23 protein-coding genes, 1 tRNA gene, 3 rRNA genes and 1 riboswitch are annotated in these 23,547 nt (G+C 42.7%); of the genes, 19 read left to right on the forward strand and 8 right to left on the reverse strand.

The annotated features are described in order from the left end of the window. From M1D84_RS04690 to M1D84_RS04740, 11 genes are all read left to right on the forward strand, one after another. On the forward strand, nt 1–384 hold the full coding sequence (locus M1D84_RS04690) for a phage tail-collar fiber domain-containing protein (RefSeq protein ID WP_024423249.1): 384 nt from the start codon (nt 1–3) through the stop codon (nt 382–384). 13 nt (nt 385–397) lie between these two features. Next, nucleotides 398–1,540 carry a hypothetical protein gene (locus M1D84_RS04695; protein WP_197202652.1) on the forward strand — a complete coding sequence of 381 codons (1,143 nt, stop codon included), beginning with the start codon at nt 398–400 and terminating at the stop codon, nt 1,538–1,540. A gap of 11 nt (nt 1,541–1,551) precedes the next feature. Continuing rightward, entirely contained in the window at nt 1,552–1,851 is a 300-nt protein-coding gene (locus tag M1D84_RS04700; RefSeq protein ID WP_197202651.1) for a hypothetical protein, read from the forward strand. 21 nt (nt 1,852–1,872) lie between these two features. Continuing rightward, nucleotides 1,873–3,258: a hypothetical protein gene (locus M1D84_RS04705; RefSeq protein ID WP_332284756.1), complete on the forward strand. Its 1,386-nt coding sequence runs from the start codon at nt 1,873–1,875 to the stop codon at nt 3,256–3,258. A 12-nt stretch (nt 3,259–3,270) separates the two neighbouring features. Then, nucleotides 3,271–3,591 (forward strand): hypothetical protein, encoded by a 321-nt coding sequence (locus M1D84_RS04710; RefSeq protein WP_332284755.1) that lies wholly within the window; start codon nt 3,271–3,273, stop codon nt 3,589–3,591. Beyond that, nucleotides 3,588–3,731, forward strand: coding sequence for an XkdX family protein (locus M1D84_RS04715; RefSeq protein WP_034624530.1), 144 nt, complete (start codon nt 3,588–3,590; stop codon nt 3,729–3,731). Before M1D84_RS04710 ends, M1D84_RS04715 begins: the two co-directional genes overlap by 4 nt. A gap of 123 nt (nt 3,732–3,854) precedes the next feature. Further along, nucleotides 3,855–4,940 (forward strand): pyocin knob domain-containing protein, encoded by a 1,086-nt coding sequence (locus M1D84_RS04720; RefSeq protein ID WP_332284754.1) that lies wholly within the window; start codon nt 3,855–3,857, stop codon nt 4,938–4,940. Between the two features lie 134 nt (nt 4,941–5,074). Further along, nucleotides 5,075–5,287, forward strand: a complete 213-nt coding sequence (locus M1D84_RS04725; protein WP_017367922.1) for a BhlA/UviB family holin-like peptide — start codon at nt 5,075–5,077, stop codon at nt 5,285–5,287. Between the two features lie 11 nt (nt 5,288–5,298). Beyond that, nucleotides 5,299–5,562, forward strand: coding sequence for a phage holin (locus tag M1D84_RS04730; RefSeq protein ID WP_019743388.1), 264 nt, complete (start codon nt 5,299–5,301; stop codon nt 5,560–5,562). Nucleotides 5,563–5,581: 19 nt separating this feature from the next. After that, complete coding sequence (locus M1D84_RS04735) at nt 5,582–6,385, forward strand: peptidoglycan recognition protein family protein (RefSeq protein WP_024423241.1); 804 nt, start codon at nt 5,582–5,584, stop codon at nt 6,383–6,385. A gap of 116 nt (nt 6,386–6,501) precedes the next feature. Continuing rightward, complete coding sequence (locus tag M1D84_RS04740) at nt 6,502–6,684, forward strand: hypothetical protein (RefSeq protein ID WP_024423240.1); 183 nt, start codon at nt 6,502–6,504, stop codon at nt 6,682–6,684. 53 nt (nt 6,685–6,737) lie between these two features. Here M1D84_RS04740 and M1D84_RS04745 read toward each other — a convergent pair. Both M1D84_RS04745 and cudC read right to left on the reverse strand, forming a co-directional pair. Beyond that, nucleotides 6,738–6,809 (reverse strand) — tRNA-Ala (locus M1D84_RS04745). A 72-nt stretch (nt 6,810–6,881) separates the two neighbouring features. Further along, complete coding sequence (gene cudC, locus M1D84_RS04750; RefSeq protein ID WP_151039948.1) at nt 6,882–7,439, reverse strand: choline uptake/conversion transcriptional regulator CudC; 558 nt, start codon at nt 7,437–7,439, stop codon at nt 6,882–6,884. 206 nt (nt 7,440–7,645) lie between these two features. Here cudC and betB point away from each other — a divergent pair, with 206 nt between their 5' ends. Beyond that, nucleotides 7,646–9,115 carry a betaine-aldehyde dehydrogenase gene (gene betB / locus M1D84_RS04755; protein ID WP_149126344.1) on the forward strand — a complete coding sequence of 490 codons (1,470 nt, stop codon included), beginning with the start codon at nt 7,646–7,648 and terminating at the stop codon, nt 9,113–9,115. 27 nt (nt 9,116–9,142) lie between these two features. Further along, nucleotides 9,143–10,351: an iron-containing alcohol dehydrogenase gene (locus tag M1D84_RS04760; protein ID WP_025094230.1), complete on the forward strand. Its 1,209-nt coding sequence runs from the start codon at nt 9,143–9,145 to the stop codon at nt 10,349–10,351. 39 nt (nt 10,352–10,390) lie between these two features. On the opposite strand, the gene M1D84_RS04765 is transcribed toward M1D84_RS04760, so the two are convergent. Then, nucleotides 10,391–10,870, reverse strand: coding sequence for a DinB family protein (locus M1D84_RS04765; protein ID WP_041085250.1), 480 nt, complete (start codon nt 10,868–10,870; stop codon nt 10,391–10,393). Between the two features lie 207 nt (nt 10,871–11,077). Between M1D84_RS04765 and M1D84_RS04770 the strand changes: the two genes are divergently transcribed. Together M1D84_RS04770 and M1D84_RS04775 are read left to right on the forward strand one after the other, a co-directional pair. Further along, on the forward strand, nt 11,078–11,608 hold the full coding sequence (locus M1D84_RS04770) for a hypothetical protein (RefSeq protein WP_034284306.1): 531 nt from the start codon (nt 11,078–11,080) through the stop codon (nt 11,606–11,608). A gap of 11 nt (nt 11,609–11,619) precedes the next feature. Continuing rightward, a complete protein-coding gene (locus tag M1D84_RS04775; protein WP_034284308.1) occupies nt 11,620–13,167 on the forward strand; it encodes a flotillin family protein in 1,548 nt (515 codons plus the stop codon). Nucleotides 13,168–13,197: 30 nt separating this feature from the next. Here the strand turns inward: M1D84_RS04775 and ftsW are convergent, their stop codons facing one another. Genes ftsW through M1D84_RS04790 form a run of 3 tightly spaced genes read right to left on the reverse strand, consistent with a single transcriptional unit; the run spans nt 13,198 to nt 16,144 of the window. Then, the gene (gene ftsW, locus M1D84_RS04780) at nt 13,198–14,331 is read right to left on the reverse strand and encodes a putative lipid II flippase FtsW (RefSeq protein ID WP_415475423.1); all 1,134 of its coding nucleotides are present in this window, start codon (nt 14,329–14,331) and stop codon (nt 13,198–13,200) included. A gap of 5 nt (nt 14,332–14,336) precedes the next feature. Next, nucleotides 14,337–15,491 (reverse strand): rod shape-determining protein RodA, encoded by a 1,155-nt coding sequence (gene rodA, locus M1D84_RS04785; RefSeq protein ID WP_024423232.1) that lies wholly within the window; start codon nt 15,489–15,491, stop codon nt 14,337–14,339. A gap of 14 nt (nt 15,492–15,505) precedes the next feature. Next, nucleotides 15,506–16,144, reverse strand: a complete 639-nt coding sequence (locus M1D84_RS04790) for a helix-turn-helix domain-containing protein (RefSeq protein WP_122632078.1) — start codon at nt 16,142–16,144, stop codon at nt 15,506–15,508. A 171-nt stretch (nt 16,145–16,315) separates the two neighbouring features. On the opposite strand from M1D84_RS04790, the gene M1D84_RS04795 reads away from it, so the two are divergent. Continuing rightward, on the forward strand, nt 16,316–16,870 hold the full coding sequence (locus M1D84_RS04795) for a GNAT family N-acetyltransferase (protein WP_332284743.1): 555 nt from the start codon (nt 16,316–16,318) through the stop codon (nt 16,868–16,870). Here the strand turns inward: M1D84_RS04795 and M1D84_RS04800 are convergent. Further along, complete coding sequence (locus M1D84_RS04800) at nt 16,830–17,018, reverse strand: hypothetical protein (protein ID WP_080780807.1); 189 nt, start codon at nt 17,016–17,018, stop codon at nt 16,830–16,832. The two genes, M1D84_RS04795 and M1D84_RS04800, sit on opposite strands and share 41 nt — an antisense overlap. 92 nt (nt 17,019–17,110) lie before the next feature. Beyond that, the gene (thiT, locus tag M1D84_RS04805) at nt 17,111–17,686 is read right to left on the reverse strand and encodes an energy-coupled thiamine transporter ThiT (protein ID WP_056765981.1); all 576 of its coding nucleotides are present in this window, start codon (nt 17,684–17,686) and stop codon (nt 17,111–17,113) included. Nucleotides 17,687–17,784: 98 nt separating this feature from the next. Then, a riboswitch (TPP riboswitch) is annotated at nt 17,785–17,886 on the reverse strand. A gap of 435 nt (nt 17,887–18,321) precedes the next feature. On the opposite strand from thiT, the gene M1D84_RS04810 reads away from it, so the two are divergent. From M1D84_RS04810 to rrf, 3 genes are all read left to right on the forward strand, one after another. Then, a 16S ribosomal RNA gene (locus tag M1D84_RS04810) occupies nt 18,322–19,870 on the forward strand. A gap of 182 nt (nt 19,871–20,052) precedes the next feature. After that, nucleotides 20,053–22,983 (forward strand): 23S ribosomal RNA (locus tag M1D84_RS04815). A gap of 61 nt (nt 22,984–23,044) precedes the next feature. Beyond that, nucleotides 23,045–23,160: ribosomal RNA gene (gene rrf, locus M1D84_RS04820) — 5S ribosomal RNA — on the forward strand. The 16S, 23S and 5S rRNA genes sit together here, the layout of an rRNA operon. The last annotated feature ends 387 nt before the right edge of the window (nt 23,161–23,547 follow it).

The following is a 23,547-nucleotide window of genomic DNA, read 5'->3' on the forward strand; positions in this document are numbered from 1 at the left end:
ATGGCTGATCAATTAACCGTAACAACACTGTATGCACGTCAACAAATGGCAAAGGCAAGAGCCGAAGGAACAAAACTCACAAAAGTCGTCAAAATGGCCTTTGGAAATGGGGGAACGAAGGATGGAAAACCGATCTCTCTAGACGGCACTGAACAAAAACTCAAAAAAGAACTAGTTCAAAAAAATATTGATTCGTTTACTTTTATGGAACCAGCAAAAATCCGCTACACCTGCACGATCGCGGAAGGAGAACTGGCAGGAGAAGTGATCAACGAACTAGCACTTGTCGACGAAGACGGTAAATTCACCGCCATCCGCACCATGACAGACAAACAAAAAGATGGCGACATCGAATTTGTTTTTGAGATTGATGATATTTATTAATGGAGGGATTTAAATGGAAATAAATTCACCGAAAACATTTGAAACTAGTGACAAAGCTCATGCTGATTTATTCAATGAAATGGTTCAAACCTTGCTTGAAAACGACAATGGACTGTTAGAACAGCTTACCAACCATACACAAGATATGAACTCACATGCATCTGAAGAAGAAAAGAAAAAATGGAATGATTCGCAGATGTATAAAATAACTGCTGATAACGGTATGCAGCTTATCAATGTCTCAGCTGATTCAAAAATATTTGATGCAATTAAGGATAAAGGAACATGTACATTTTACGCAGCTCCTGGAGTTGAAGATTCTCCATCATCGTCAAATATATCACTAAGAGGTATGCAAATAGTAGGCCAAAATAACATAGGGGCAGGCTTTGCGGTAGATATAGCAGGGAAGGCATACAGCTTTTACTACAATAATGGTCATACAACTATTACTTGGACACCTCTTCCGAGTATAAACGATTTAAATAAATGGAATGGAAGTCAATTAATTAAAATTACTAATGACACGGGTGGTGTTCGTGTATCTGTAGATGCTGCAGATAGTCTTCTAGATAAAATATCTGAAACTGGTAAAACATTCGGCACCTTTTATTCTGTGGCTGGTGCAAAAGATAATCCCTCTGAGTCATCTGCCAGAGGGTTTTATCATTTCACTTCGTCTGATAGTAATAATAAAGGAACTTATGGATGGGTTATTGCCATTGATAACAAAAACAACATGTTTACGAATTATCTCGATCTAAATTTAGGCTGGCAAGGTTGGAGACGTAATTTGAGTGAAGCTGATCAACAAATTACATGGATCACACCTAGACTGTTAAATGGATGGAAACAATATAGTTCAAGTGCGCTGCCTATACGTTTCGGTAAAAATGCTTTGGGAGAAGTGGAGATAAACGGTGCTGTTAGAGATGGTGCCTTAGGTGAAGTCCCTGTTTTTGTCCTTCCAGAGGGATACCGCCCGAAACAGTCTGTTTATTATGTGGGGGTTGCTTCTAGTCTTGGTACATCTGGGATACCACAATATCATCGGACATTTATTACAAACGACGGAAGAGTATGTGTACAATTATCCTCTAACTCTGCCAATCCTACAGAATTCATTACGTTTTTAATCAGATTCAGTACATTATAGGAGGAACTAAAATGTGGATTTATAAATATAATGATCAATTAATTTATGTGCCTGGTGAAGAGAAACTCATCAATGAACATGAAAAAATTCCTGAAGGTTTTACCGATGTACCCCCTCCTGTTGAATCGTATATTGCAAAATTTGACCCCAAAAGACGGAAATGGGAGGAAACAGCTACGCAAGAGTATATAAATAGCCTAAAAACAAAACCATTACCTAATGACCTTGAAATATTAAAGGAGCAAAATGCCTTTTTAACCAAACAAATGACACAGATATTACGTGATATAAAAGAGTTGAAATCACTTTAAAACTTTATAAGGGGGAGAAAGATGGTTTTAAAAACACCGCGTTCTTTTGAGATAAGTGACAAAGCGCATGCAGATTTATTTAATAAGATGATACAGATCTTGATTGAAAATGATACAGACCTATTAGCTCAAATTCATCATCATGCAGAAGATACAAACCCTCACGTCTCTGATTCAGAAAAGAAGAAATGGAATGAATCACAGCTATATAAACTGACAAATGATACCGGGTCCCATTTGATCAATATCCCTGCCGGCGGCAGTATTTATGAAGGAATTAAAGAGCTAGGTGCCTGCTCATTCTATGCCCCAGGAGGTTCTGGAGTAGTTGATTCTCCTGCTATTGGGAACGCTGCATTAAGAGGCTTCCAGCTTGTAGGCCAAAACAATATTGGTGTAGGAATCGCAATTGACACATTAGGCAATGCATTTTATTTTTCCTATTATGTAAAAGACATTGGAATCAACTGGGTGCAGATGCCGACTCAAAATGAAAAAAATAAATGGGATGCAGGACAATTGTCTAAAATCACTGCTGATGATGGAAAAGCTTTTGAAAGAATTAATGCAGATGATCCTAGCATTTTAGATAAGCTGATAAAATTGCCAGGAGTTCACTCATGGTACATCCATGAAGCACATCCAGATCTTCCGACAAGAAGTTCCATGAGGGCTTTGTCTGTTTTTAGTGAAAATACCTACGGCTGGGTCATCGGTGCAAACAATACAGGAGATGTCTATATTAACCGTTCAACAACTGATGTAACAGGTACCCAACAAGAGTGGAGCGGTTGGAAACGTCTCAATGACCATAACCTATTAAACTCAAAGGGATTAAGACTTTCAATGCCAATAGGTACTGATATTTTAACGCTGCCATCCGGATTTTACTTTGCTGTTGGATCTAATGTTTTAAATATGCCTGTCGATAATGATTCTTCTTGGTTTAATATCGATATTTTAGAAACTGTAAATGGTAGAAAGAGCATTCATGTCATCAGAAGTTTCGACAACACTCATTGGTTCGGGACTGTTCATACTGATGGTGTCTTTAAAGGGTGGAAAAAATTAGTAACTGATGCTGATTTTGAAAATGTCAAGTGGCTAAATGTTACCTTAGGCAGCGGTTCTTCTATTGGAGATAGACCAGTTGAATATACTAGATGGGGAAATTTATTATTGTTGAGAGGTCACCTAAAAGCAAATAGAGAAGTTATCTGTGGAAGTATTCCAAGTACGGGCTTACCAGATAAAGGCCTAGTAGTATCAGTTCCCGTATCAGGTACAACCGGTCATAGTAAATTACTTATATATAAGACAGGAGAGCTAAAGCTAACTGGTTTACTGGCAGCGAATGAAAGTGCAGTAACTGGCTACTATTTAGACACAGTCGTCCCATTAAATTAAGGAAGTGATAGTATGATACAAGTTTATGAGTACAATCATCAAAATGAATTGGTCAGACCTATAGTAGTGTTTGAGAGGGATGATGAAGGAAATTATATCATTCCAGATCAATGCACAACAATTGCTCCACCCAATAATCCTTCTTTTTATAAAGCAGCTTTTGATGTGGAAAAACAGCAATGGTATGAATCTGCAACACAGGAGTATATAGATAGCTTAAAACCAGCCCCTTTCCCGCCAAGTGATATAGAACTTTTAAAGAAACAAAATGCTTTATTATCTAAACAATTAACGCAGCTATTGGCTATGCAGACAGGGGGGACTTCAGAATGATGTTTCCAACTGTAGCAGATATCAAACAATTTTGGGACTGGCAATGTTACGGCCCAGAGGACATTGCATTTTATGTAAGCATCGGCTGGATCTCGGCGGATGACTATCAAGACATAACAGGAGACAAATACGAAGCCTAATGGCTTTATTTTTTTTACCGTAAAAAGGTGATTCCGGCGGCTTAGGTTAATCAACCATTAAATCATAACTTATCCTCAATCTCATTGAAACAATTTATGGAGTTGTAGAAAGGAGAGAACACATTGGATATAAAAACTCCTCGTTCTTTTGAAACGAGTGATAAAGCTCATGCTGATCTATTCAACGATATGTTGAAAATACTGATTCATAACGACACTGATATATCAGAACAATTAACTAATCATATCGATGATTCGAGACAGCACTCTTCAGAAGTAGAAAAAAAGAAATGGAATGAGTCGCAGCTGTATAAAATTACAGGTGATGACGGAGTACATCTTATAAATATTCCTGTCGGTTCAAAAATTTATGACTCAATTAAAGACAAAGGGACATGTACATTTTATGCGCCCAGTGGAATAGAGGATAGCCCTTCACAATTTGCCATTAGAGGGATACAGACAGTGGGACAAAATAACATTGGAACAGGTTTTGCGATAGATACTTCAGGTAATGCATATTACTTCTACTATAATTCTAGCCACTTATCTATCACTTGGACTCAGATTCCGACAGCAGCTGAAAAAGATAAATGGAACAACAGTCAGCTCCATAAAATAACAAGAGATAACGGTCAACCCTTTTACAAAAGCATAAGTGAAACCACCGACTATAACGAAATGACAGAAACAGGAATGTATCTCATTTATAATGCGGGCCTTAATGGTCCAAAAGAGATCAAAAGGGCATTTATGATTGTTATCAGTTATGGGAATACCCTGTTACAAACTATATATGATGCAGTGAATGGTCTGAACTCTTTTTATAGAATTAGGAAGACTGACTATACATGGACTGAATGGGAAAAACATCTCACGTCTTCTGATTTAAATGCTGCCTGGTATAATGTAAATCTCAATAGTAATATAAAACAATATTCAGCCAATCCATTGAAATATTCTGTCAGACAAAATATTTTATATTTGAGAGGATCATTTGAAATAGTTTCGGCTAATGAAACAGAAATTGCACGTTTAACGCATGAACCTTCCTCTTTAACTGTTTTCACTTGTGCGACGGTTGGTTCATACGGGTCTGCAAGGATGTCTTTATCTAAAGATGGTAGTCTAAAATTTGATGGATTAATTGCAAACGATCCGTCAAAGGTAACGCGTATTGAAATTAATGAGGAAATTCCACTATGGTAGTCATCATATAATGAAACTACTAAAGCTTTTTTGTGTAGTTAATATGGATACTCACAGATCACTACCAAGACATAACAGGAGACAAATACGAAGCCTAATGGCTTTATTTTTTTGTCGGAAAGAAGGTGATTCCAATGGAAGTAGATGTTGTTCAAAACTTAATGACCCAAGGCCCATTTGCCGTTCTCTTTTGCTGGATTCTGTTCTATGTTCTCAACACCACAAAGGAACGAGAAAACAAACTCAATGAGCAAATCGAGGCGCAAAATGATGTGCTAGCCAAGTTTAGTGAAAAGTATGACGTCGTGATCGACAAACTCGACAAAATAGAACGAAATTTAAAATAGGAGGAAAACTCATGAAAACATTCGACAAAGGCACTGTGATTCGCACAGTGCTTCTTTTTATTGCTCTGATCAATCAAACGCTTGTCATGTTTGGACAGACGGTGCTGCCGATTAGTGAGGAGCAAGTACAAACCGCAGGTGAAGCACTTTATGTGGCAGGTTCTACGATTTTTACTATGGTCACAGCAGTTATCGCTTGGTTTAAAAACAATTATGTGACCTACAAAGGCCAATTACAAAAAGATGCTCTGAAACAAAGAGGGCTAACAAAATAATACTTGAAGGAGAAACGACATGGTGAAAATCATTCAAGCATTGATCCCAAAACAACATCGCAACAGACCAGGAAACACGATGAAGCCGCTCTATATTACGGTGCATAATACTTCAAACAGTGCAAAAGGTGCTAATGCGGCCAGTCATGCAGCGTTTGTTGCACGTTCAAGTACCGGTGTCAGCTGGCATTACACTGTTGATGATCAGGTGATTTATCAGCATTTACCGTTAAACGAAAACGGTTGGCACGCAGGGGATGGCAGAGGCACCGGCAATATGAAATCAATTGGAATTGAAATTTGTGAAAATGCAGACGGCAATTTTGAACAAGCAGTTGAAAATGCCCAATGGCTCATTCGAAAGCTGATAGAAGATTTGGGGATTCCTTTATCAAATGTAGTGCCTCATAAACATTGGAGCGGGAAAGAATGTCCAAGGAAACTTCTCGGACGGTGGGATCAGTTTAAAGCTGGCATAGCCACAGCGCATACCGGCAGCAAAAGCACAAGAAAACCAGTTCAGGCAGAAAGCTTGAGCCACAAAGCACCCATTTCCAAAAAGAAATCGTCAAATCTGCCATCTGGCATTTTAAAAGTCACCAAGCCCTTAACAAAAGGCCCTCAAGTCACAGCCGTGCAAAAAGCCTTATCTTCTCTCTATTTTTACCCAGACAAAGGGGCAAAAAATAACGGGATTGACGGCTATTATGGACCGAAAACAGCGAATGCGGTCAAGCGGTTCCAGCTCATGAACGGCTTAGCTGCAGACGGAATTTACGGACCGAAGACGAAGAACAAAATCGAACAACTACAGAAGAAGTGATGATCTATAAAAAAAGCTATCAGCAAGTGAGGAAATACCTCCTTGCTGATAGCTAACAAAAAATGACATCATGTGTGATATAATCAACCAAATCACTATCATGAGAGGAGAGAAAAATGAAAAAGGAACTGTTCCAGATCATCATGCTGTCAGTGCTGCTCATCTATTTCATTTATCACGGAATGACGAGCGATTTCCCTGTGTCCTACACAATCATTCTCATCCTAACTTATCTTTCTGTGATTACATACCGCATCATAAAGGTATTAAGAAAAAACAAAGAACAAACAGAACTGTAAGAGATATGTACATAAAAAACCCATCCTTGATTTCTCAAGAATGGGTTTTCGTATGGAGCGTAGGGGATTCGAACCCCTGACCCTTTCGCTGCCAGCGAAATATTCTCCCACTGAACTAACGCCCCGAGGTATGACGACATAATTTATTATAATCAATCCTCCTGTGGAATTCAAGCTGTAAAACGTAATCACATCGTCTATTTTTCTTTCTGTTCAATCGGAATATAGTCAAAAATTTCACCAGAATGAACAGAATGGGCTAATCGTCTCAGCCAGTCATAATAGGCTTTTGAGCTTTCAAGCTGCTCAATGAGCTGCTGCGCTTCTTCTCTTAAATGCTCCTCCAGCTGATCATCACGCGACACCTCTTGAAGCCGCTCTTGCGCTTCTTCAATTGCCGCTAAATTGACCTCGACCTCACGTTCCCATTTTTGCGGAAAGAAATTCGTGAAAAACTTAAAAAAGTCTTTTTCCGCAACAAAGCTGTGTTTTCTTCGGCCACGGTGAAACGTCTTTTTGACAATATTCATGTCTTGCAGCTTTTTCACACCCGTGCTCATACTCGGCTTACTCATTTGCAGCTCTTCACGCATTTCATCCAGTGTCATTTCCTCATTTAAATACATCGTTCCATATAGAATACCTGCACTTCGTGTAATGCCGTAGAGATCCATCGTTTCAGCTATGGAATCAATGACTAGATCTTTAGCAGCTAAAATACGATCTTCTGCTTGCGGTTTTTCCTGCTTTTTCATTTTGTCCCTGCTTTCTATTAAGAAAATTCAATCCGTTCAAAAAAATCTTTATGGACTATATGTTAACGAAAGAATACAAAATGTCAAAATAAATGAAGCATATCTCCCTTTGACAGAAAAATTTGAACATGATAAGTTAATTATGTTCAAAACGTTAAATTTTTATTTAACAAACTTACCAAAGAGAATCAGAGGAGGTTCCTTCTATGAGTCAAACGCTATTTATAGACGGACAATGGGTTGGCGCTAAAAGTAGCGACACACGGGATATCATCAATCCGTTCAATCAAGAAGTGATCGCGACAGTCAGCGAAGGATCTAGAAATGACGCGCAGCTAGCCATTAAAGCAGCGAGAAAAGCCTTCGATCAAGGGGACTGGGCAAACCTGCCTGGACTTGAAAGAGGAAATATTGTGTTTAAGATAGCTGAATTGATTAGACGTGATCTTGATGAACTAGCCAAATTGGAATCGCTTGATACAGGCAAAACATTAGAGGAAAGCAAGGCAGATATGGACGATATTGCGAACGTGTTCCAATATTACGCAGGTCTGGCTGATAAAGATGGCGGGGAAATCATTGCATCACCAATTTCAAACTCGAAAAGTGAATTAGTCAGAGAGCCTGTCGGTGTATGCGGACAAATCACTCCTTGGAACTATCCATTGCTTCAAGCAAGCTGGAAAATCGCTCCTGCACTTGCGGCGGGAAATACAATCGTTCTAAAGCCAAGTGAAATCACACCACTCACCACAATAAAAATATTTAAACTCATGGAAGAAGCGGGCGTTCCAGCAGGCGTTGCAAACCTAGTGCTTGGACCTGGGGCAACCGTTGGTGATGAGCTTGCTGTAAATGATCAAGTAGATCTGATTTCATTTACAGGCGGTATTGAAACAGGGAAGAAAATTATGCAGGGAGCCAGCGGGAATGTGAAAAAAATAGCCCTTGAACTTGGCGGAAAGAATCCGAATATTGTGTTTCAAGATGCTGATTTAGACGTAGCGGTTGACCAGGCAATGAATGCTGTATTTTTCCATGCAGGGCAAGTGTGTTCAGCAGGTTCACGTTTGCTGGTGGAAGAATCTATTCATGATGAATTTTTAGAAGAACTGGTGAAGCGTACGAAAAAAATCAAGCTAGGCAACGGCTTTGATGAAGACACCCAGAGCGGGCCGCTCATCTCAGCTGAGCATCGAGAAAAAGTAGAAAAATACGTCAGCATCGGTTTAGAAGAAGGCGCTAAGTTAGAGACAGGCGGAAAAAGACCTGACGCAGAGGAGCTGCAAAATGGGTTCTTCTACTTGCCGACCATATTCTCAGGCTGCACGTCAGATATGCGGATTGTGCAGGAAGAAGTCTTTGGACCTGTCCTGACAGTCGAAACCTTCCATACAGAGGAAGAAGTCATCAAGCTGGCAAATGATACGATTTATGGATTAGCAGGAGCTGTGTGGTCTTCTGATATCAGCAAGGCCGAAAGAGTGGCTCGGCAATTAAGATTGGGCACGGTTTGGATCAATGACTTCCATCCTTATTTTGCTCAAGCACCTTGGGGTGGCTACAAGCAATCAGGCATTGGGCGCGAATTAGGACGCACGGGACTTGAAGAATATACCGAGCTGAAGCATTTATATCGAAATACAAAACCTGAAGCAGTTCATTGGTTTAAATAAAAATTACGCATTTGGAGGAGATTCTATATGACACTAAATATGAAAATTGAAAGCATGCAGAAATTCCATACATTTGAAATTCCGACTGTCATCAAACATGGCATTGGTGCAGTGAAACATGTTGGGGAAGAAGTAAAAGCATACGGCGTTTCAAAAGTATTGCTTGTAACAGACCCTGGTATTTATCAAGCCGGCGTGGTGGACCCAGTAATTGCTTCATTAAAAGAAGCACAAATCGATGTCGTTCTATTTGATAAAGTAGAGCCAAATCCGCCAGTCCGTCTAGTGAACGAAGGATCTGCTTTATATGAAAAAGAAGGCTGTAATGGATTAGTCGCAGTAGGCGGCGGCAGTTCAATGGATACAGCAAAGGCAATCGGAGTAGAGGCGACTCATGAAGGCTCAGTCCTTGATTACGAAGCGGCAGAGGGAAAAAAACCGCTAGAAAACAGAATCCCTCCTTTAACCACTATTCCGACAACAGCTGGTACAGGTTCAGAGGTAACGCAGTGGGCGGTCATTACTGATGAAGAAAGAGAATTCAAATTCAATACTGGTGGACCTCTCATTGCAGCTCATCTAACAGTAATTGATCCAGAGCTTCATGTATCCATGCCGCCTCATGTGACAGCAATGACTGGAATTGACGCGCTTGCTCACGCGATTGAATGCTATACGATGAAATTTGCTCAGCCGATTACAGATGCGGTAGCGCTCATGGCAATTGAATATGCTGCTCATTATATTCGCCGTGCCTTTGCTGATGGCGAGGACTTAGAAGCCAGATATGGAATGGCACAAGCTGCGATGCTTGCCGGGCTTTCTTATGGAAGTGAATCAGCTGGAGCTGCACATGCGATGAGTCAAACACTCGGAGGTATTATTCCTGTAGCGCACGGTCAGTGTGTTGCAGCGATGATGGGACCAGTGATGGAGTATAACTGGAAAGGGTATCCGGAAAAATTCGCTCGAATTGCGCAAGCGTTTGGGATTGATACAAGCAGAATGACAACAGAGGAAGCAGCCAAAGCAGCTGTGAACTGGATGTATGATTTAGTGGAGGATTTAGAAGTTCCTTCATTAGAAGAACAAGGTGTATCAAAAGATATGATTGATCGTTTATCTAAAGAAGCGATGAAAGATCCGCAAACAGTTGGAAACCCAAGAGATTTAAACGAAAAAGCGTACAAATGGATTTATGCTCGCTGCTTTGAGTTAACACCTAAAACGGTGTAACAATGAAAAAAGGCTCCCAAAAGGGAGTCTTTTTTATGTCTATAGTTGTTCTTTAATTTCTTTGATTTGATGAATATGGCGTTTTTCGTGTGCACCGATAAAATCAAGGTATTGCTTAAGGGATAGCTCTTTAAACACAGGGTGTGCAATGACACGTTTGAAATCTTCCTCAGTAAATGTTGATAAAATTTGATTGAGCTGCTCACGTGCAGTATCGAGCTCATCCTTTAAATGTGTAGGTGTGACATGCTTGCGCTCAGGCGCAACAATACTAGGCGCAGTGGCTTTTTTCGAACGGTCCTCTGCCATTTCTACCGGCTTTGGTTCATATTCTTTAATTGGTGCTTTTTTACCCTCAGCAGCTAGATGTTTTGCTGCAACTAGGTCCATTTTCTTTAAATGATCTGCTACCTCTTGAATACTCCAAGTATCATCAGATAATTTTTGGTTCAATTGTTCTTCGCTCAAACCTTGCAGCTCGTGCCACAATTCTTGTCTTGCTTCATGTAATAAACTCATTTTCTTCATCACCTCAAGATCAAATTTTAACATAATGGTACATGACAATCATTCTTGAGCTATCCGAAAATCCCTTTGAAGAATTGTGATGAAATATGAAACCTTTACAAAAGTGGTTCGTATTACCTGTTAGAAGGAATACATTGGAGGTGGGTGAGGTCTAAATGAAACAAAAGATGTTCATTTCATGAAGAAAGGATGAGGAAGATGGATGTGTTCGGGCTGCCTCTTCAGACGCTGTATTTATACATATTAATGATATCAGGAATCCTGACACTTGTTTTCGTCTTTTTCGGCGATGTATTTGATGGATTATTTGAAGCGATCCCTGTTCCATTCCTTCAACCAACATTGATCCTCGCATTTCTTACCTTTTTCTCGGCTGGAGGGTTTATCTCTGAAAAAACGGCAATTGTAGGAAGTGGACTTGGCGCAGTATTATCTGCCATCCTCGCAGTGATCCTTGTGACCTGTTTGAATGTATTTGTATTAGTCCCGCTTTCCTCTGCTGAAGAATCTCTCTCTTATACGGAGGCCGATTTAAAAGGAAGAACTGGGGAGATCATTGTATCTGTTCCAAAAGACGGATTTGGAGAAGTGCTGTTAATCAGTAATAGCGGGAAAATCTCAAAGCCAGCTGTCAGTTTCGACCAAGAGGAGATTCCATATGGAACCCGTGTGCTAGTTGTCGAAGTGAACAAAGGCGTCTTATCTGTTATACCAAATGAAGAAATCTAGGAGGGAATGCTATGCCAGGAACAACGATTTTAGTGATCATTGGAATTGTGCTTGTGATTCTTATTGCACTTATTGGTGTATTTGTTTCTAAATACCGGACAGCAGGTCCAGATGAAGCATTAATCGTCACAGGAAGTTACCTAGGAAGTAAAAATGTCCACGTGGATGAAGGTGGAAACAAGATTAAGATTGTGAGAGGCGGCGGTACCTTTGTACTTCCAGTCTTTCAACAAGCAGAGCCGCTCAGCTTACTATCTAGCAAGCTAGACGTTTCAACACCTGAAGTCTATACCGAACAAGGTGTACCAGTCATGGCGGATGGAACAGCCATCATTAAAATTGGCGGATCGATTGAAGAAATCGCGACTGCTGCAGAGCAATTTTTAGGGAAAACAAAAGAAGACCGCGAAAACGAAGCGAGAGAAGTATTAGAAGGCCACCTTCGATCCATCTTAGGATCAATGACAGTTGAAGAGATTTATAAAAATAGAGAGAAATTCTCTCAAGAAGTACAACGTGTCGCTTCTCAAGATTTAGCGAAAATGGGTCTTGTCATTGTATCGTTTACGATCAAAGATGTTCGTGATAAAAATGGCTATTTAGAATCTCTAGGTAAACCAAGAATTGCCCAAGTAAAACGCGATGCAGATATTGCAACAGCTGAAGCAGATAAAGAAACACGTATCAAACGTGCGGAAGCAGATAAAGATGCGAAGAAATCTGAGCTTGAGCGTGCTACTGAAATCGCTGAAGCAGAAAAGATCAATGAGCTGAAAAGAGCAGAATTCAGACGTGAACAGGATACGGCAAAAGCAAGTGCTGACCAAGCGTACGATCTAGAAACAGCTCGTAACCGACAGCACGTAACTGAACAAGAAATGCAAGTCAAAATCATTGAGCGTCAGAAACAAATTGAATTAGAAGAAAAAGAGATTCAGCGTCGTGAACGTCAATACGATTCTGAAGTGAAAAAGAAAGCAGATGCGGACCGTTATGCTGTTGAGCAGTCAGCTGCGGCGGAAAAAGCGAAACGCCTCGCTGAAGCAGATGCGAAGAAATACAGCATCGAAGCAATGGCCAAAGCAGAAGCTGAGAAAGTCCGTATTGACGGGCTTGCCAAAGCGGAAGCGGATCGTGCAAAAGGGGAAACAGAAGCAGAAGTCATTAGACTAAAAGGACTTGCGGAAGCGGAAGCGAAAGAGAAAATTGCGGAAGCGTTCGAACAGTATGGTCAGGCAGCCATTCTTGATATGATTGTGAAAATGCTACCTGAATATGCGAAGCAAGTATCTGCACCACTTTCTAACATTGATAAAATTACTGTTGTGGATACGGGCGGTAACGGGGAAGGCAGCGGTGCTAATAAAGTCACTGGCTATGCCACAAACCTCATGTCCAGTCTGCAAGAAAGCCTGAAAGCATCCTCTGGAATAGATGTGAAAGAAATTATTGAGAACTTTTCTGGCAAAGGCAATGTGAAGCAAAGCATTCAAGAGCTGACAAATGAAATCAAACAACCAAGAAAAAAAGAGATCGCTGATACTCAAATAGAAGAATAAAATCAATAGACACCTTCCATCAGAAGGTGTCTATTTGGCATGCGCCCGATATGGATTCTTTTTTACATATGAAGAAAGATTCACGAGAATACCTGCTGATATCATCATGAACACCAATGAAGACCCGCCGTAGCTAATAAAGGGAAGAGGTATGCCTGTAATGGGGAGAAGCCCGAAGACAGCTCCTAGATTAAAGACTGCTTGGATCATGATTTGAAACGTGAGCCCGATCGTTAACAGTTTTCCAAATGGGTCGTGTAAAGCTTGCACAATTCGCATGGCTCGATACATGATGATGAGATATGCACCAATCACAAGCAAAATCCCCATGATTCCCAGTTCTTCACTGATGATGGCCATGATAAAATCCGTATGGGCTTCAGGAAGAAAGCCCAGTTTTTGAATGCTTCCGCCTAAGCCATTTCCCGTCAGCCCGCCTGAATTCATCGCGAAATACGAATGAATCAGCTGATATCCATCCCCATTTTCATACTGAAAAGGATTACGAAAAGAAGTCAGCCGTTTTAAACGGTAAGGAGCTGTCACAGCAAAAAAAGTGATTCCCGCTGCGGCAGTCCATCCCAGCAAAATAAGATGGCGCGTTTTCAGTCCAGCGCATAATAAAATAATGCCGCAGCTTAATAAAATAGACACAGCTGTGCCTAAATCCGGCTGCTTTAAGATCAATAAAAAAACAATCCCTAAAAGAATGAGTGGCGGCATTACACCTTTTTTAAAAGATGTAATGTACGCTTGTTTTTTCGCATACACATAGGCAAAATAGATCACCATCACTAGTTTCACAGCTTCTGAAGGCTGGAGCATGAGAGAACCTAGATGAATCCACCGCTGTGAATTATTTTTGACAACACCAATTCCAGGAAGCAGGACAAGGATGAGACATAGCAATGACAGTAAGACAAGCCACTTCATCCATTTGCGATAAATCTGATAAGGGAGAAGAGCGGCAATGAAGAAAAAGAATCCCCCCATCACGAGCCATTGCCATTGTTTGATAAAGAAATAGCTGCCCTGTTCATACTTCACTTCTCCTAAAGGATAACTTGCACTGTAGACCATCAGTAAACCAAATAAGCAGAGAAACACAATCGTACCAACAAGAATGCGGTCGATTCTTTTGAGATGGGATAAAAGGAATGGCATCATCTTCAACCCCAATTGCGACCAAACATATAGGATGATGATCTAAGATTGACACTAAACACGAGACCAATGGCGATCATGTTGGTCAATAGCGCACTGCCTCCATAGCTGATAAAAGGAAGTGCAAGTCCCGTCACAGGCATTAAACCGATTGTCATCCCTACGTTTTGGAAAACTTGAAACATGATCAGCCCAACGACACCTGCACATATGTATAATCCATAGAGTGTATTAGCGTGCATAGCCACGTGAATGATTCGGTAAATCATCATTAAGTACAGACACATCAAAAGAGAGGCGCCAATAAAACCAAACTCCTCACCAATGACGGCAAATATAAAATCCGTATGGGCTTCAGGGATATTGCCACCTTGTACTTGTTGCCCCTTTGTAAAACCGCTTCCTGATAATTGACCTGATCCAATGCCGAGTATCGATTGTTTCAGCTGATACCCGTATGTTGAATCAAATTCATCAGGAGAGAGCCACCCATAAATGCGATCAAGCTGATGAGGCTTAATGATTTTCGTGAAATGCTCAAAATGATGATTGTGCAGATAGATCAAAAAGGCAAGAAGTGCAAGAAAAGCAGCCATTAATGCAGCCGTCATCTTGCTCGAAATCCCTGATACAAGCATCAGTGTAAAGGCAATGGATAAGATCACGAGCGCTGTTCCTAAATCAGGCTGAATTAAGATGAGGAAAAAAGGGACGATCGTCCAGCAAATGACTTTAGTTGTAGGAATGATGCTTTCTTGAAAAGAAAATCGCTGATGCTTGTATTGGTTCAAGACAGCCGCAAGCAGCAGGATCACAAAAATTTTCATAAACTCTGATGGCTGAATTTTGATTGAACCGAAGCTGATCCACCTTTGGGAACCATTTTGACTCGTTCCGAAAAAATGCACAAGAATAATGAGAAAAATACCACCTGCAAATAACCGAAAAGATAAACGCTCAAGCAGCTCATAATCAAAGTAAGCAACTGCTGCCATGAGACCGAAACCGACGATATACCAGAAAATTTGCCTTTTGACGAAATAAAGCATATCTTGCGTTTCATACTGTCCCGATCCGCTATAAACAGCTAGTAGGCTGATGACAAATAAACAAATAACAGTGAGTAAAAGTGCGAAGTCAATGCTGTACTGTTTTTTCATGGCTTCTTTTCCTGCTATGCCCTATTTGTCAGTTGGTTTAATATGACTTGCACCGCGGCAGCGTCATCAATATAGCCGATCGGAAAAATATAATCTGGTATTAAATCAACAGGCATAATGAAATAAAGGAGTGCGCCTCCCATCAGCATCAATTCTCGAGGAGTCCCCCGTCCATTTATGAATAAACTGTACATGTTTTTCAACTGCTCAAGAAATGGTCCGACGCCGCTTAGCGTCTTCATCTTTTTTTCAAACTTTGCCGTAATCGTTTCTTTTCCTTCAGCTGTTTGGCTGTAGGCTTCGTATTCGTTTAACTTTTGTTCCAATTTGGTCTGACTAAACGTACCGTCGTAGACCTCTTGATCTTTTAGGGTTTTTTCAATCTCTTCTACCGCTTGAATGAACGTATCACCGTGCGCCTTTTCGTTTTTAATTGGATACCCTGAAGCAGTCAATAGTTGATCTAATGATATGTTCAGAGATTCTGAAAGCCGCTGCAGATGATTCAAAGTGGGTTTTCTTTTTCCATTCATGATTCTGGACAGTGTCGCCTTATCGATTCCTGTGTATGTGCTGAGCTCTCTTAAAGATAAAGAGCGTTGCTGCAATTTTTCCTTTAAAATTTGGCCAAGCTCTGTTGTCTTAATATCCATTTTCTACGCCATCCTTTTCATTATGTATCAACTCTTCTATAGAAGAAGTCGTCCCCAATATAAAGGTGTGTTGACAAAATGTCAACGGATATCCTTTATTGATTGAATTTTAAAAAATAAGAATTTATCATAATATAAATAGGATAAAAACAGTGAGTAGGAGTGGCGCGGATGAAGGTGAGACATGCGGTACATCAAGATATTCCAAAAATCGCTGAGATTCATGTGAAAAGCTGGCAGACGACTTATCAGGGGATTATTTCGCAGGAGTATTTAGATGGTTTAAACATTGAAGATCGGAAAGAGAGCTGGAGAAGAAGGTCACTTGAAGGGACGTTTGTCGCAGAAGATGCGGAAGGCGTATTTGGTTTTGCTTCTTTCGGAAAACAACGTGACGAACGTTATTCTACATATGATGGAGAGCTGTATGCCATCTATTTATTACAACAGAAACAGAAATCAGGTGCGGGTATTGCCTTAATTGCTAAAGGTGTCGATTATTTAATAGAAAAAGGGTATCAGAAGTTGATGCTATGGGTGTTTGAACAAAATTCGGCAAAACAATTTTATCAAAAACTTCAACCTAGTTTTGTCGTTACCAGCCAGTTCGAGCTGGCTGGCGAGAACCATAATGAAATAGGGTATGGATGGGAGCTGTCTATATTGAATAACCATGTACAGCGAATTAAATCGTCAGCTTCCAGTAATAATGAGAGAAAAAAGTGAAGAGCACAGCAAGCAGCATGTAAGAAATAAACGGTGAAGCTTCTACTTTTCCTTTCACGCCTGCTATTTTTAAAGCTTCATAGAAACTTGCCAAAAAATAAGCAAGACTGAGAATATAACAGCACAGCATAATGGAGTAAGGGCTCATTGTCGTACCTCCAGCATGAAATCTTCTATTATTAATAGATTCCATGGAGCAGCAAATTATGCATAAAAAAATAACCAGCTGAAATCAGCCGGTTATTTTTGATGAGGAAAAACCAAACGAGATGCACTTGGGATGAGTATGCAAAGAACGATACTGCAAATAATAAATGAAGGAACCATATATGTGCTGTTATAAATTAAAGAGTAGACCCATCCTGGTGTTCCTTTCGGTGCATATTGAGAAAAGAAAACGACGCCAGAAATAAAGAACGTCAGCAGCCTGAAGAAACTAGCAATAAAAACAGCTAGGGTAATATAGAAGAATTGCTGTTTTCGCTTTTGATCCTGAATGGCTTTTTTGATCAGTCCAGAAAACAGGCCGCTTAAAGAAATGACAACAGATGCAACGAAGTAATCGAGGAATCCTTGAACAGGTGTAGCGATGATCGGGCTATTCATCAGCTGAAGACCTGCGATTAACACACCGATGATAAATCCGGTAGATATTCCCCATCTAATAGACATGAGAATGACGGGAATCATAATCAGCGCAAGAGAACCGCCATTAGGCATTCTTAAAAAGAGACCTGATAAGTAATCTAATACAAGTGCAAGTGAAGTCATAATTGCGATTTCCATCAGTCGGACCAATTGATTTGATTGCTGCATAAAAAAATCTCCTTTTTCATGAATTGAGCAAGGAGAGACCGTGTAAGGATGAGTATGTTATTCATAGAAAAACATATCGATTTGAATACACCGTATGTATTCAAGTGATTCCACATTCCTACTTCAGTATTAACTGACAGGTTCAAAGGGTCAGAACAACGAATGTTCACTCTCAGCACAAAGCTCCCCCTGCGGTTATTTAGTTTCAATCTATTATAAATATACTAAAGACCCGCAGGATCAACAATAGATAATTCCCGAGATAAGTAGCATTTGTATCAATATATAGGAAGAGATAAGGAAAAATAAATTATTTAGAAAAAATACTTGTTTCTTCTTTCAAAAGGTGTTATATTTGTATTCGCCGCTGAAACAGCGCGGTTGATAAATAACATTAAGAAAAAAGTTGTTGACTTTATCTTGATAGAATGTTATATTAATAAAGTCGCCTCTGAGAGACGACGAAGATGATCTTTGAAAACTAAACAAGACAAAACGTACCTGTTAATTCGAGTTTTTATAAAAAAATCCTATGATACTTCATAGGTAGTCAGTCAAACTGGCGAGGCAGGAAGTGATCACATGCTAAGTTCGCTACATCGTGTAGCAGCGCATGTGTGATATGCATCCTGCATACCTCGGAGAGTTTGATCCTGGCTCAGGACGAACGCTGGCGGCGTGCCTAATACATGCAAGTCGAGCGGACGGAAGGGAGCTTGCTCCCGGATGTTAGCGGCGGACGGGTGAGTAACACGTGGGTAACCTGCCTGTAAGACTGGGATAACTCCGGGAAACCGGAGCTAATACCGGATAGTTCCTTGAACCGCATGGTTCAAGGATGAAAGACGGTTTCGGCTGTCACTTACAGATGGACCCGCGGCGCATTAGCTAGTTGGTGGGGTAATGGCTCACCAAGGCGACGATGCGTAGCCGACCTGAGAGGGTGATCGGCCACACTGGGACTGAGACACGGCCCAGACTCCTACGGGAGGCAGCAGTAGGGAATCTTCCGCAATGGACGAAAGTCTGACGGAGCAACGCCGCGTGAGTGATGAAGGTTTTCGGATCGTAAAGCTCTGTTGTTAGGGAAGAACAAGTGCGAGAGTAACTGCTCGCACCTTGACGGTACCTAACCAGAAAGCCACGGCTAACTACGTGCCAGCAGCCGCGGTAATACGTAGGTGGCAAGCGTTGTCCGGAATTATTGGGCGTAAAGGGCTCGCAGGCGGTTTCTTAAGTCTGATGTGAAAGCCCCCGGCTCAACCGGGGAGGGTCATTGGAAACTGGGAAACTTGAGTGCAGAAGAGGAGAGTGGAATTCCACGTGTAGCGGTGAAATGCGTAGAGATGTGGAGGAACACCAGTGGCGAAGGCGACTCTCTGGTCTGTAACTGACGCTGAGGAGCGAAAGCGTGGGGAGCGAACAGGATTAGATACCCTGGTAGTCCACGCCGTAAACGATGAGTGCTAAGTGTTAGGGGGTTTCCGCCCCTTAGTGCTGCAGCTAACGCATTAAGCACTCCGCCTGGGGAGTACGGTCGCAAGACTGAAACTCAAAGGAATTGACGGGGGCCCGCACAAGCGGTGGAGCATGTGGTTTAATTCGAAGCAACGCGAAGAACCTTACCAGGTCTTGACATCCTCTGACAACCTTAGAGATAGGGCTTTCCCTTTGGGGACAGAGTGACAGGTGGTGCATGGTTGTCGTCAGCTCGTGTCGTGAGATGTTGGGTTAAGTCCCGCAACGAGCGCAACCCTTGATCTTAGTTGCCAGCATTTAGTTGGGCACTCTAAGGTGACTGCCGGTGACAAACCGGAGGAAGGTGGGGATGACGTCAAATCATCATGCCCCTTATGACCTGGGCTACACACGTGCTACAATGGACAGAACAAAGGGCTGCGAGACCGCAAGGTTTAGCCAATCCCATAAATCTGTTCTCAGTTCGGATCGCAGTCTGCAACTCGACTGCGTGAAGCTGGAATCGCTAGTAATCGCGGATCAGCATGCCGCGGTGAATACGTTCCCGGGCCTTGTACACACCGCCCGTCACACCACGAGAGTTTGCAACACCCGAAGTCGGTGAGGTAACCTTTATGGAGCCAGCCGCCGAAGGTGGGGCAGATGATTGGGGTGAAGTCGTAACAAGGTAGCCGTATCGGAAGGTGCGGCTGGATCACCTCCTTTCTAAGGATATATGGAGCAGCGTGCGTTTTCGTCTTGTTTAGTTTTGAAGGATCATTCCTTCAAAACATGTCTCTAGCGAGACAGGATTGTTCTTTGAAAACTAGATAACAATAAGTAATACATTCACATTGAATGCAATGCAAAGTTCATCACACATAGTGATTCTTTCTAAAGTAAGAAATGGTTAAGTTAGAAAGGGCGCACGGTGGATGCCTTGGCACTAGGAGCCGATGAAGGACGGGACGAACACCGATATGCTTCGGGGAGCTGTAAGCAAGCTTTGATCCGGAGATTTCCGAATGGGGAAACCCACTGCTCGTAATGGAGTAGTATCCATACTTGAATACATAGAGTATGAGAAGGCATACCCGGGGAACTGAAACATCTAAGTACCCGGAGGAAGAGAAAGCAAATGCGATTCCCTGAGTAGCGGCGAGCGAAACGGGAACAGCCCAAACCAAGAGGCTTGCCTCTTGGGGTTGTAGGACACTCTATACGGAGTTACAAAGGAATGATATAAGCGAAGAGGTCTGGAAAGGCCCGCCAAAGAAGGTAACAGCCCTGTAACTGAAATGTCGTTCTCTCCAGAGTGGATCCTGAGTACGGCGGAACACGTGAAATTCCGTCGGAATCCGGGAGGACCATCTCCCAAGGCTAAATACTCCCTAGTGACCGATAGTGAACCAGTACCGTGAGGGAAAGGTGAAAAGCACCCCGGAAGGGGAGTGAAATAGATCCTGAAACCGTGTGCCTACAAGTAGTCAGAGCCCGTTAACGGGTGATGGCGTGCCTTTTGTAGAATGAACCGGCGAGTTACGATCCCGTGCAAGGTTAAGCAGAAGATGCGGAGCCGCAGCGAAAGCGAGTCTGAATAGGGCGCATGAGTACGTGGTCGTAGACCCGAAACCAGGTGATCTACCCATGTCCAGGGTGAAGTTCAGGTAACACTGAATGGAGGCCCGAACCCACGCACGTTGAAAAGTGCGGGGATGAGGTGTGGGTAGGGGTGAAATGCCAATCGAACCTGGAGATAGCTGGTTCTCTCCGAAATAGCTTTAGGGCTAGCCTCAAGGTAAGAGTCTCGGAGGTAGAGCACTGATTGGACTAGGGGCCCCTACCGGGTTACCGAATTCAGTCAAACTCCGAATGCCGATGACTTATCCTTGGGAGTCAGACTGCGAGTGATAAGATCCGTAGTCGAAAGGGAAACAGCCCAGACCGCCAGCTAAGGTCCCAAAGTATACGTTAAGTGGAAAAGGATGTGGAGTTGCTTAGACAACCAGGATGTTGGCTTAGAAGCAGCCACCATTTAAAGAGTGCGTAATAGCTCACTGGTCGAGTGACTCTGCGCCGAAAATGTACCGGGGCTAAACGTATCACCGAAGCTGCGGACTGTTCTTACGAACAGTGGTAGGAGAGCGTTCTAAGGGCTGTGAAGCCAGACCGGAAGGACTGGTGGAGCGCTTAGAAGTGAGAATGCCGGTATGAGTAGCGAAAGACGGGTGAGAATCCCGTCCACCGAATGCCTAAGGTTTCCTGAGGAAGGCTCGTCCGCTCAGGGTTAGTCGGGACCTAAGCCGAGGCCGAAAGGCGTAAGCGATGGACAACAGGTTGATATTCCTGTACCACCTCCTCACCATTTGAGCAATGGGGGGACGCAGGAGGATAGGGTAAGCGCGGTATTGGATATCCGCGTCCAAGCAGTTAGGCTGGGAAATAGGCAAATCCGTTTCCCGTAAAGGCTGAGCTGTGATGGCGAGCGAAATTTAGTAGCGGAGTTCCTGATTCCACACTGCCAAGAAAAGCCTCTAGCGAGGTGAGAGGTGCCCGTACCGCAAACCGACACAGGTAGGCGAGGAGAGAATCCTAAGGTGATCGAGAGAACTCTCGTTAAGGAACTCGGCAAAATGACCCCGTAACTTCGGGAGAAGGGGTGCTTCTTAGGGTGTTAAAGCCCCGAGAAGCCGCAGTGAATAGGCCCAGGCGACTGTTTAGCAAAAACACAGGTCTCTGCGAAGCCGTAAGGCGAAGTATAGGGGCTGACGCCTGCCCGGTGCTGGAAGGTTAAGAGGAGCGCTTAGCGTAAGCGAAGGTGCGAATTGAAGCCCCAGTAAACGGCGGCCGTAACTATAACGGTCCTAAGGTAGCGAAATTCCTTGTCGGGTAAGTTCCGACCCGCACGAAAGGCGCAACGATCTGGGCACTGTCTCAACGAGAGACTCGGTGAAATTATAGTACCTGTGAAGATGCAGGTTACCCGCGACAGGACGGAAAGACCCCGTGGAGCTTTACTGCAGCCTGATATTGAATGTTGGTACAGCTTGTACAGGATAGGTAGGAGCCTTGGAAACCGGAGCGCTAGCTTCGGTGGAGGCATCGGTGGGATACTACCCTGGCTGTATTGACCTTCTAACCCGCTGCCCTTATCGGGCAGGGAGACAGTGTCAGGTGGGCAGTTTGACTGGGGCGGTCGCCTCCTAAAATGTAACGGAGGCGCCCAAAGGTTCCCTCAGAATGGTTGGAAATCATTCGCAGAGTGTAAAGGCACAAGGGAGCTTGACTGCGAGACCTACAAGTCGAGCAGGGACGAAAGTCGGGCTTAGTGATCCGGTGGTTCCGCATGGAAGGGCCATCGCTCAACGGATAAAAGCTACCCCGGGGATAACAGGCTTATCTCCCCCAAGAGTCCACATCGACGGGGAGGTTTGGCACCTCGATGTCGGCTCATCGCATCCTGGGGCTGTAGTCGGTCCCAAGGGTTGGGCTGTTCGCCCATTAAAGCGGTACGCGAGCTGGGTTCAGAACGTCGTGAGACAGTTCGGTCCCTATCCGTCGCGGGCGCAGGAAATTTGAGAGGAGCTGTCCTTAGTACGAGAGGACCGGGATGGACGCACCGCTGGTGTACCAGTTGTTCTGCCAAGGGCATCGCTGGGTAGCTATGTGCGGACGGGATAAGTGCTGAAAGCATCTAAGCATGAAGCCCCCCTCAAGATGAGATTTCCCATTCCGCAAGGAAGTAAGATCCCTGAAAGATGATCAGGTTGATAGGTCTGAGGTGGAAGCGTGGTGACACGTGGAGCTGACAGATACTAATAGATCGAGGACTTAACCTATATTCTAATGTGAAGCATGAACATTGTTATCTAGTTTTGAGAGAACATTCTCTCCATCAGGTTTGGTGGCGATAGCGAAGAGGTCACACCCGTTCCCATACCGAACACGGAAGTTAAGCTCTTCAGCGCCGATGGTAGTTGGGGGTTTCCCCCTGTGAGAGTAGGACGCCGCCAAGCTTCTATAAGGATCAGTTCCAGTCGGAACTGGTCTTTTTTGTGCAAGTTGAGGGTACATACATTCACTTGTTTGATAAAAGATCGTGGCTTCATTTTATGTCCACAAGCAGCGTGTGAAATACTTGGATATAAAGAGGAAAATGAGCCTATCGCATAAAACATTAGCTATAAAAACAATAGAGAGACAGAGTATCAGCTTATATAGGGAAATTAAAGATGTGTAAGCCTATATGATTTTTATAAATGCTTACGGCTAAAGAGATTACATATATCATTAAAGTATAAAAATGAGGGACTGCTAATATTTCTGAAGGAATCGAACGTTTTAAAAGAGAATATAGAAGAGAGAAGTTCAGCTGCTGAACGGAACAGCAGCTGTTTGAATAG

Source organism: Bacillus sp. PK5-006 (genome assembly GCF_054161415.1).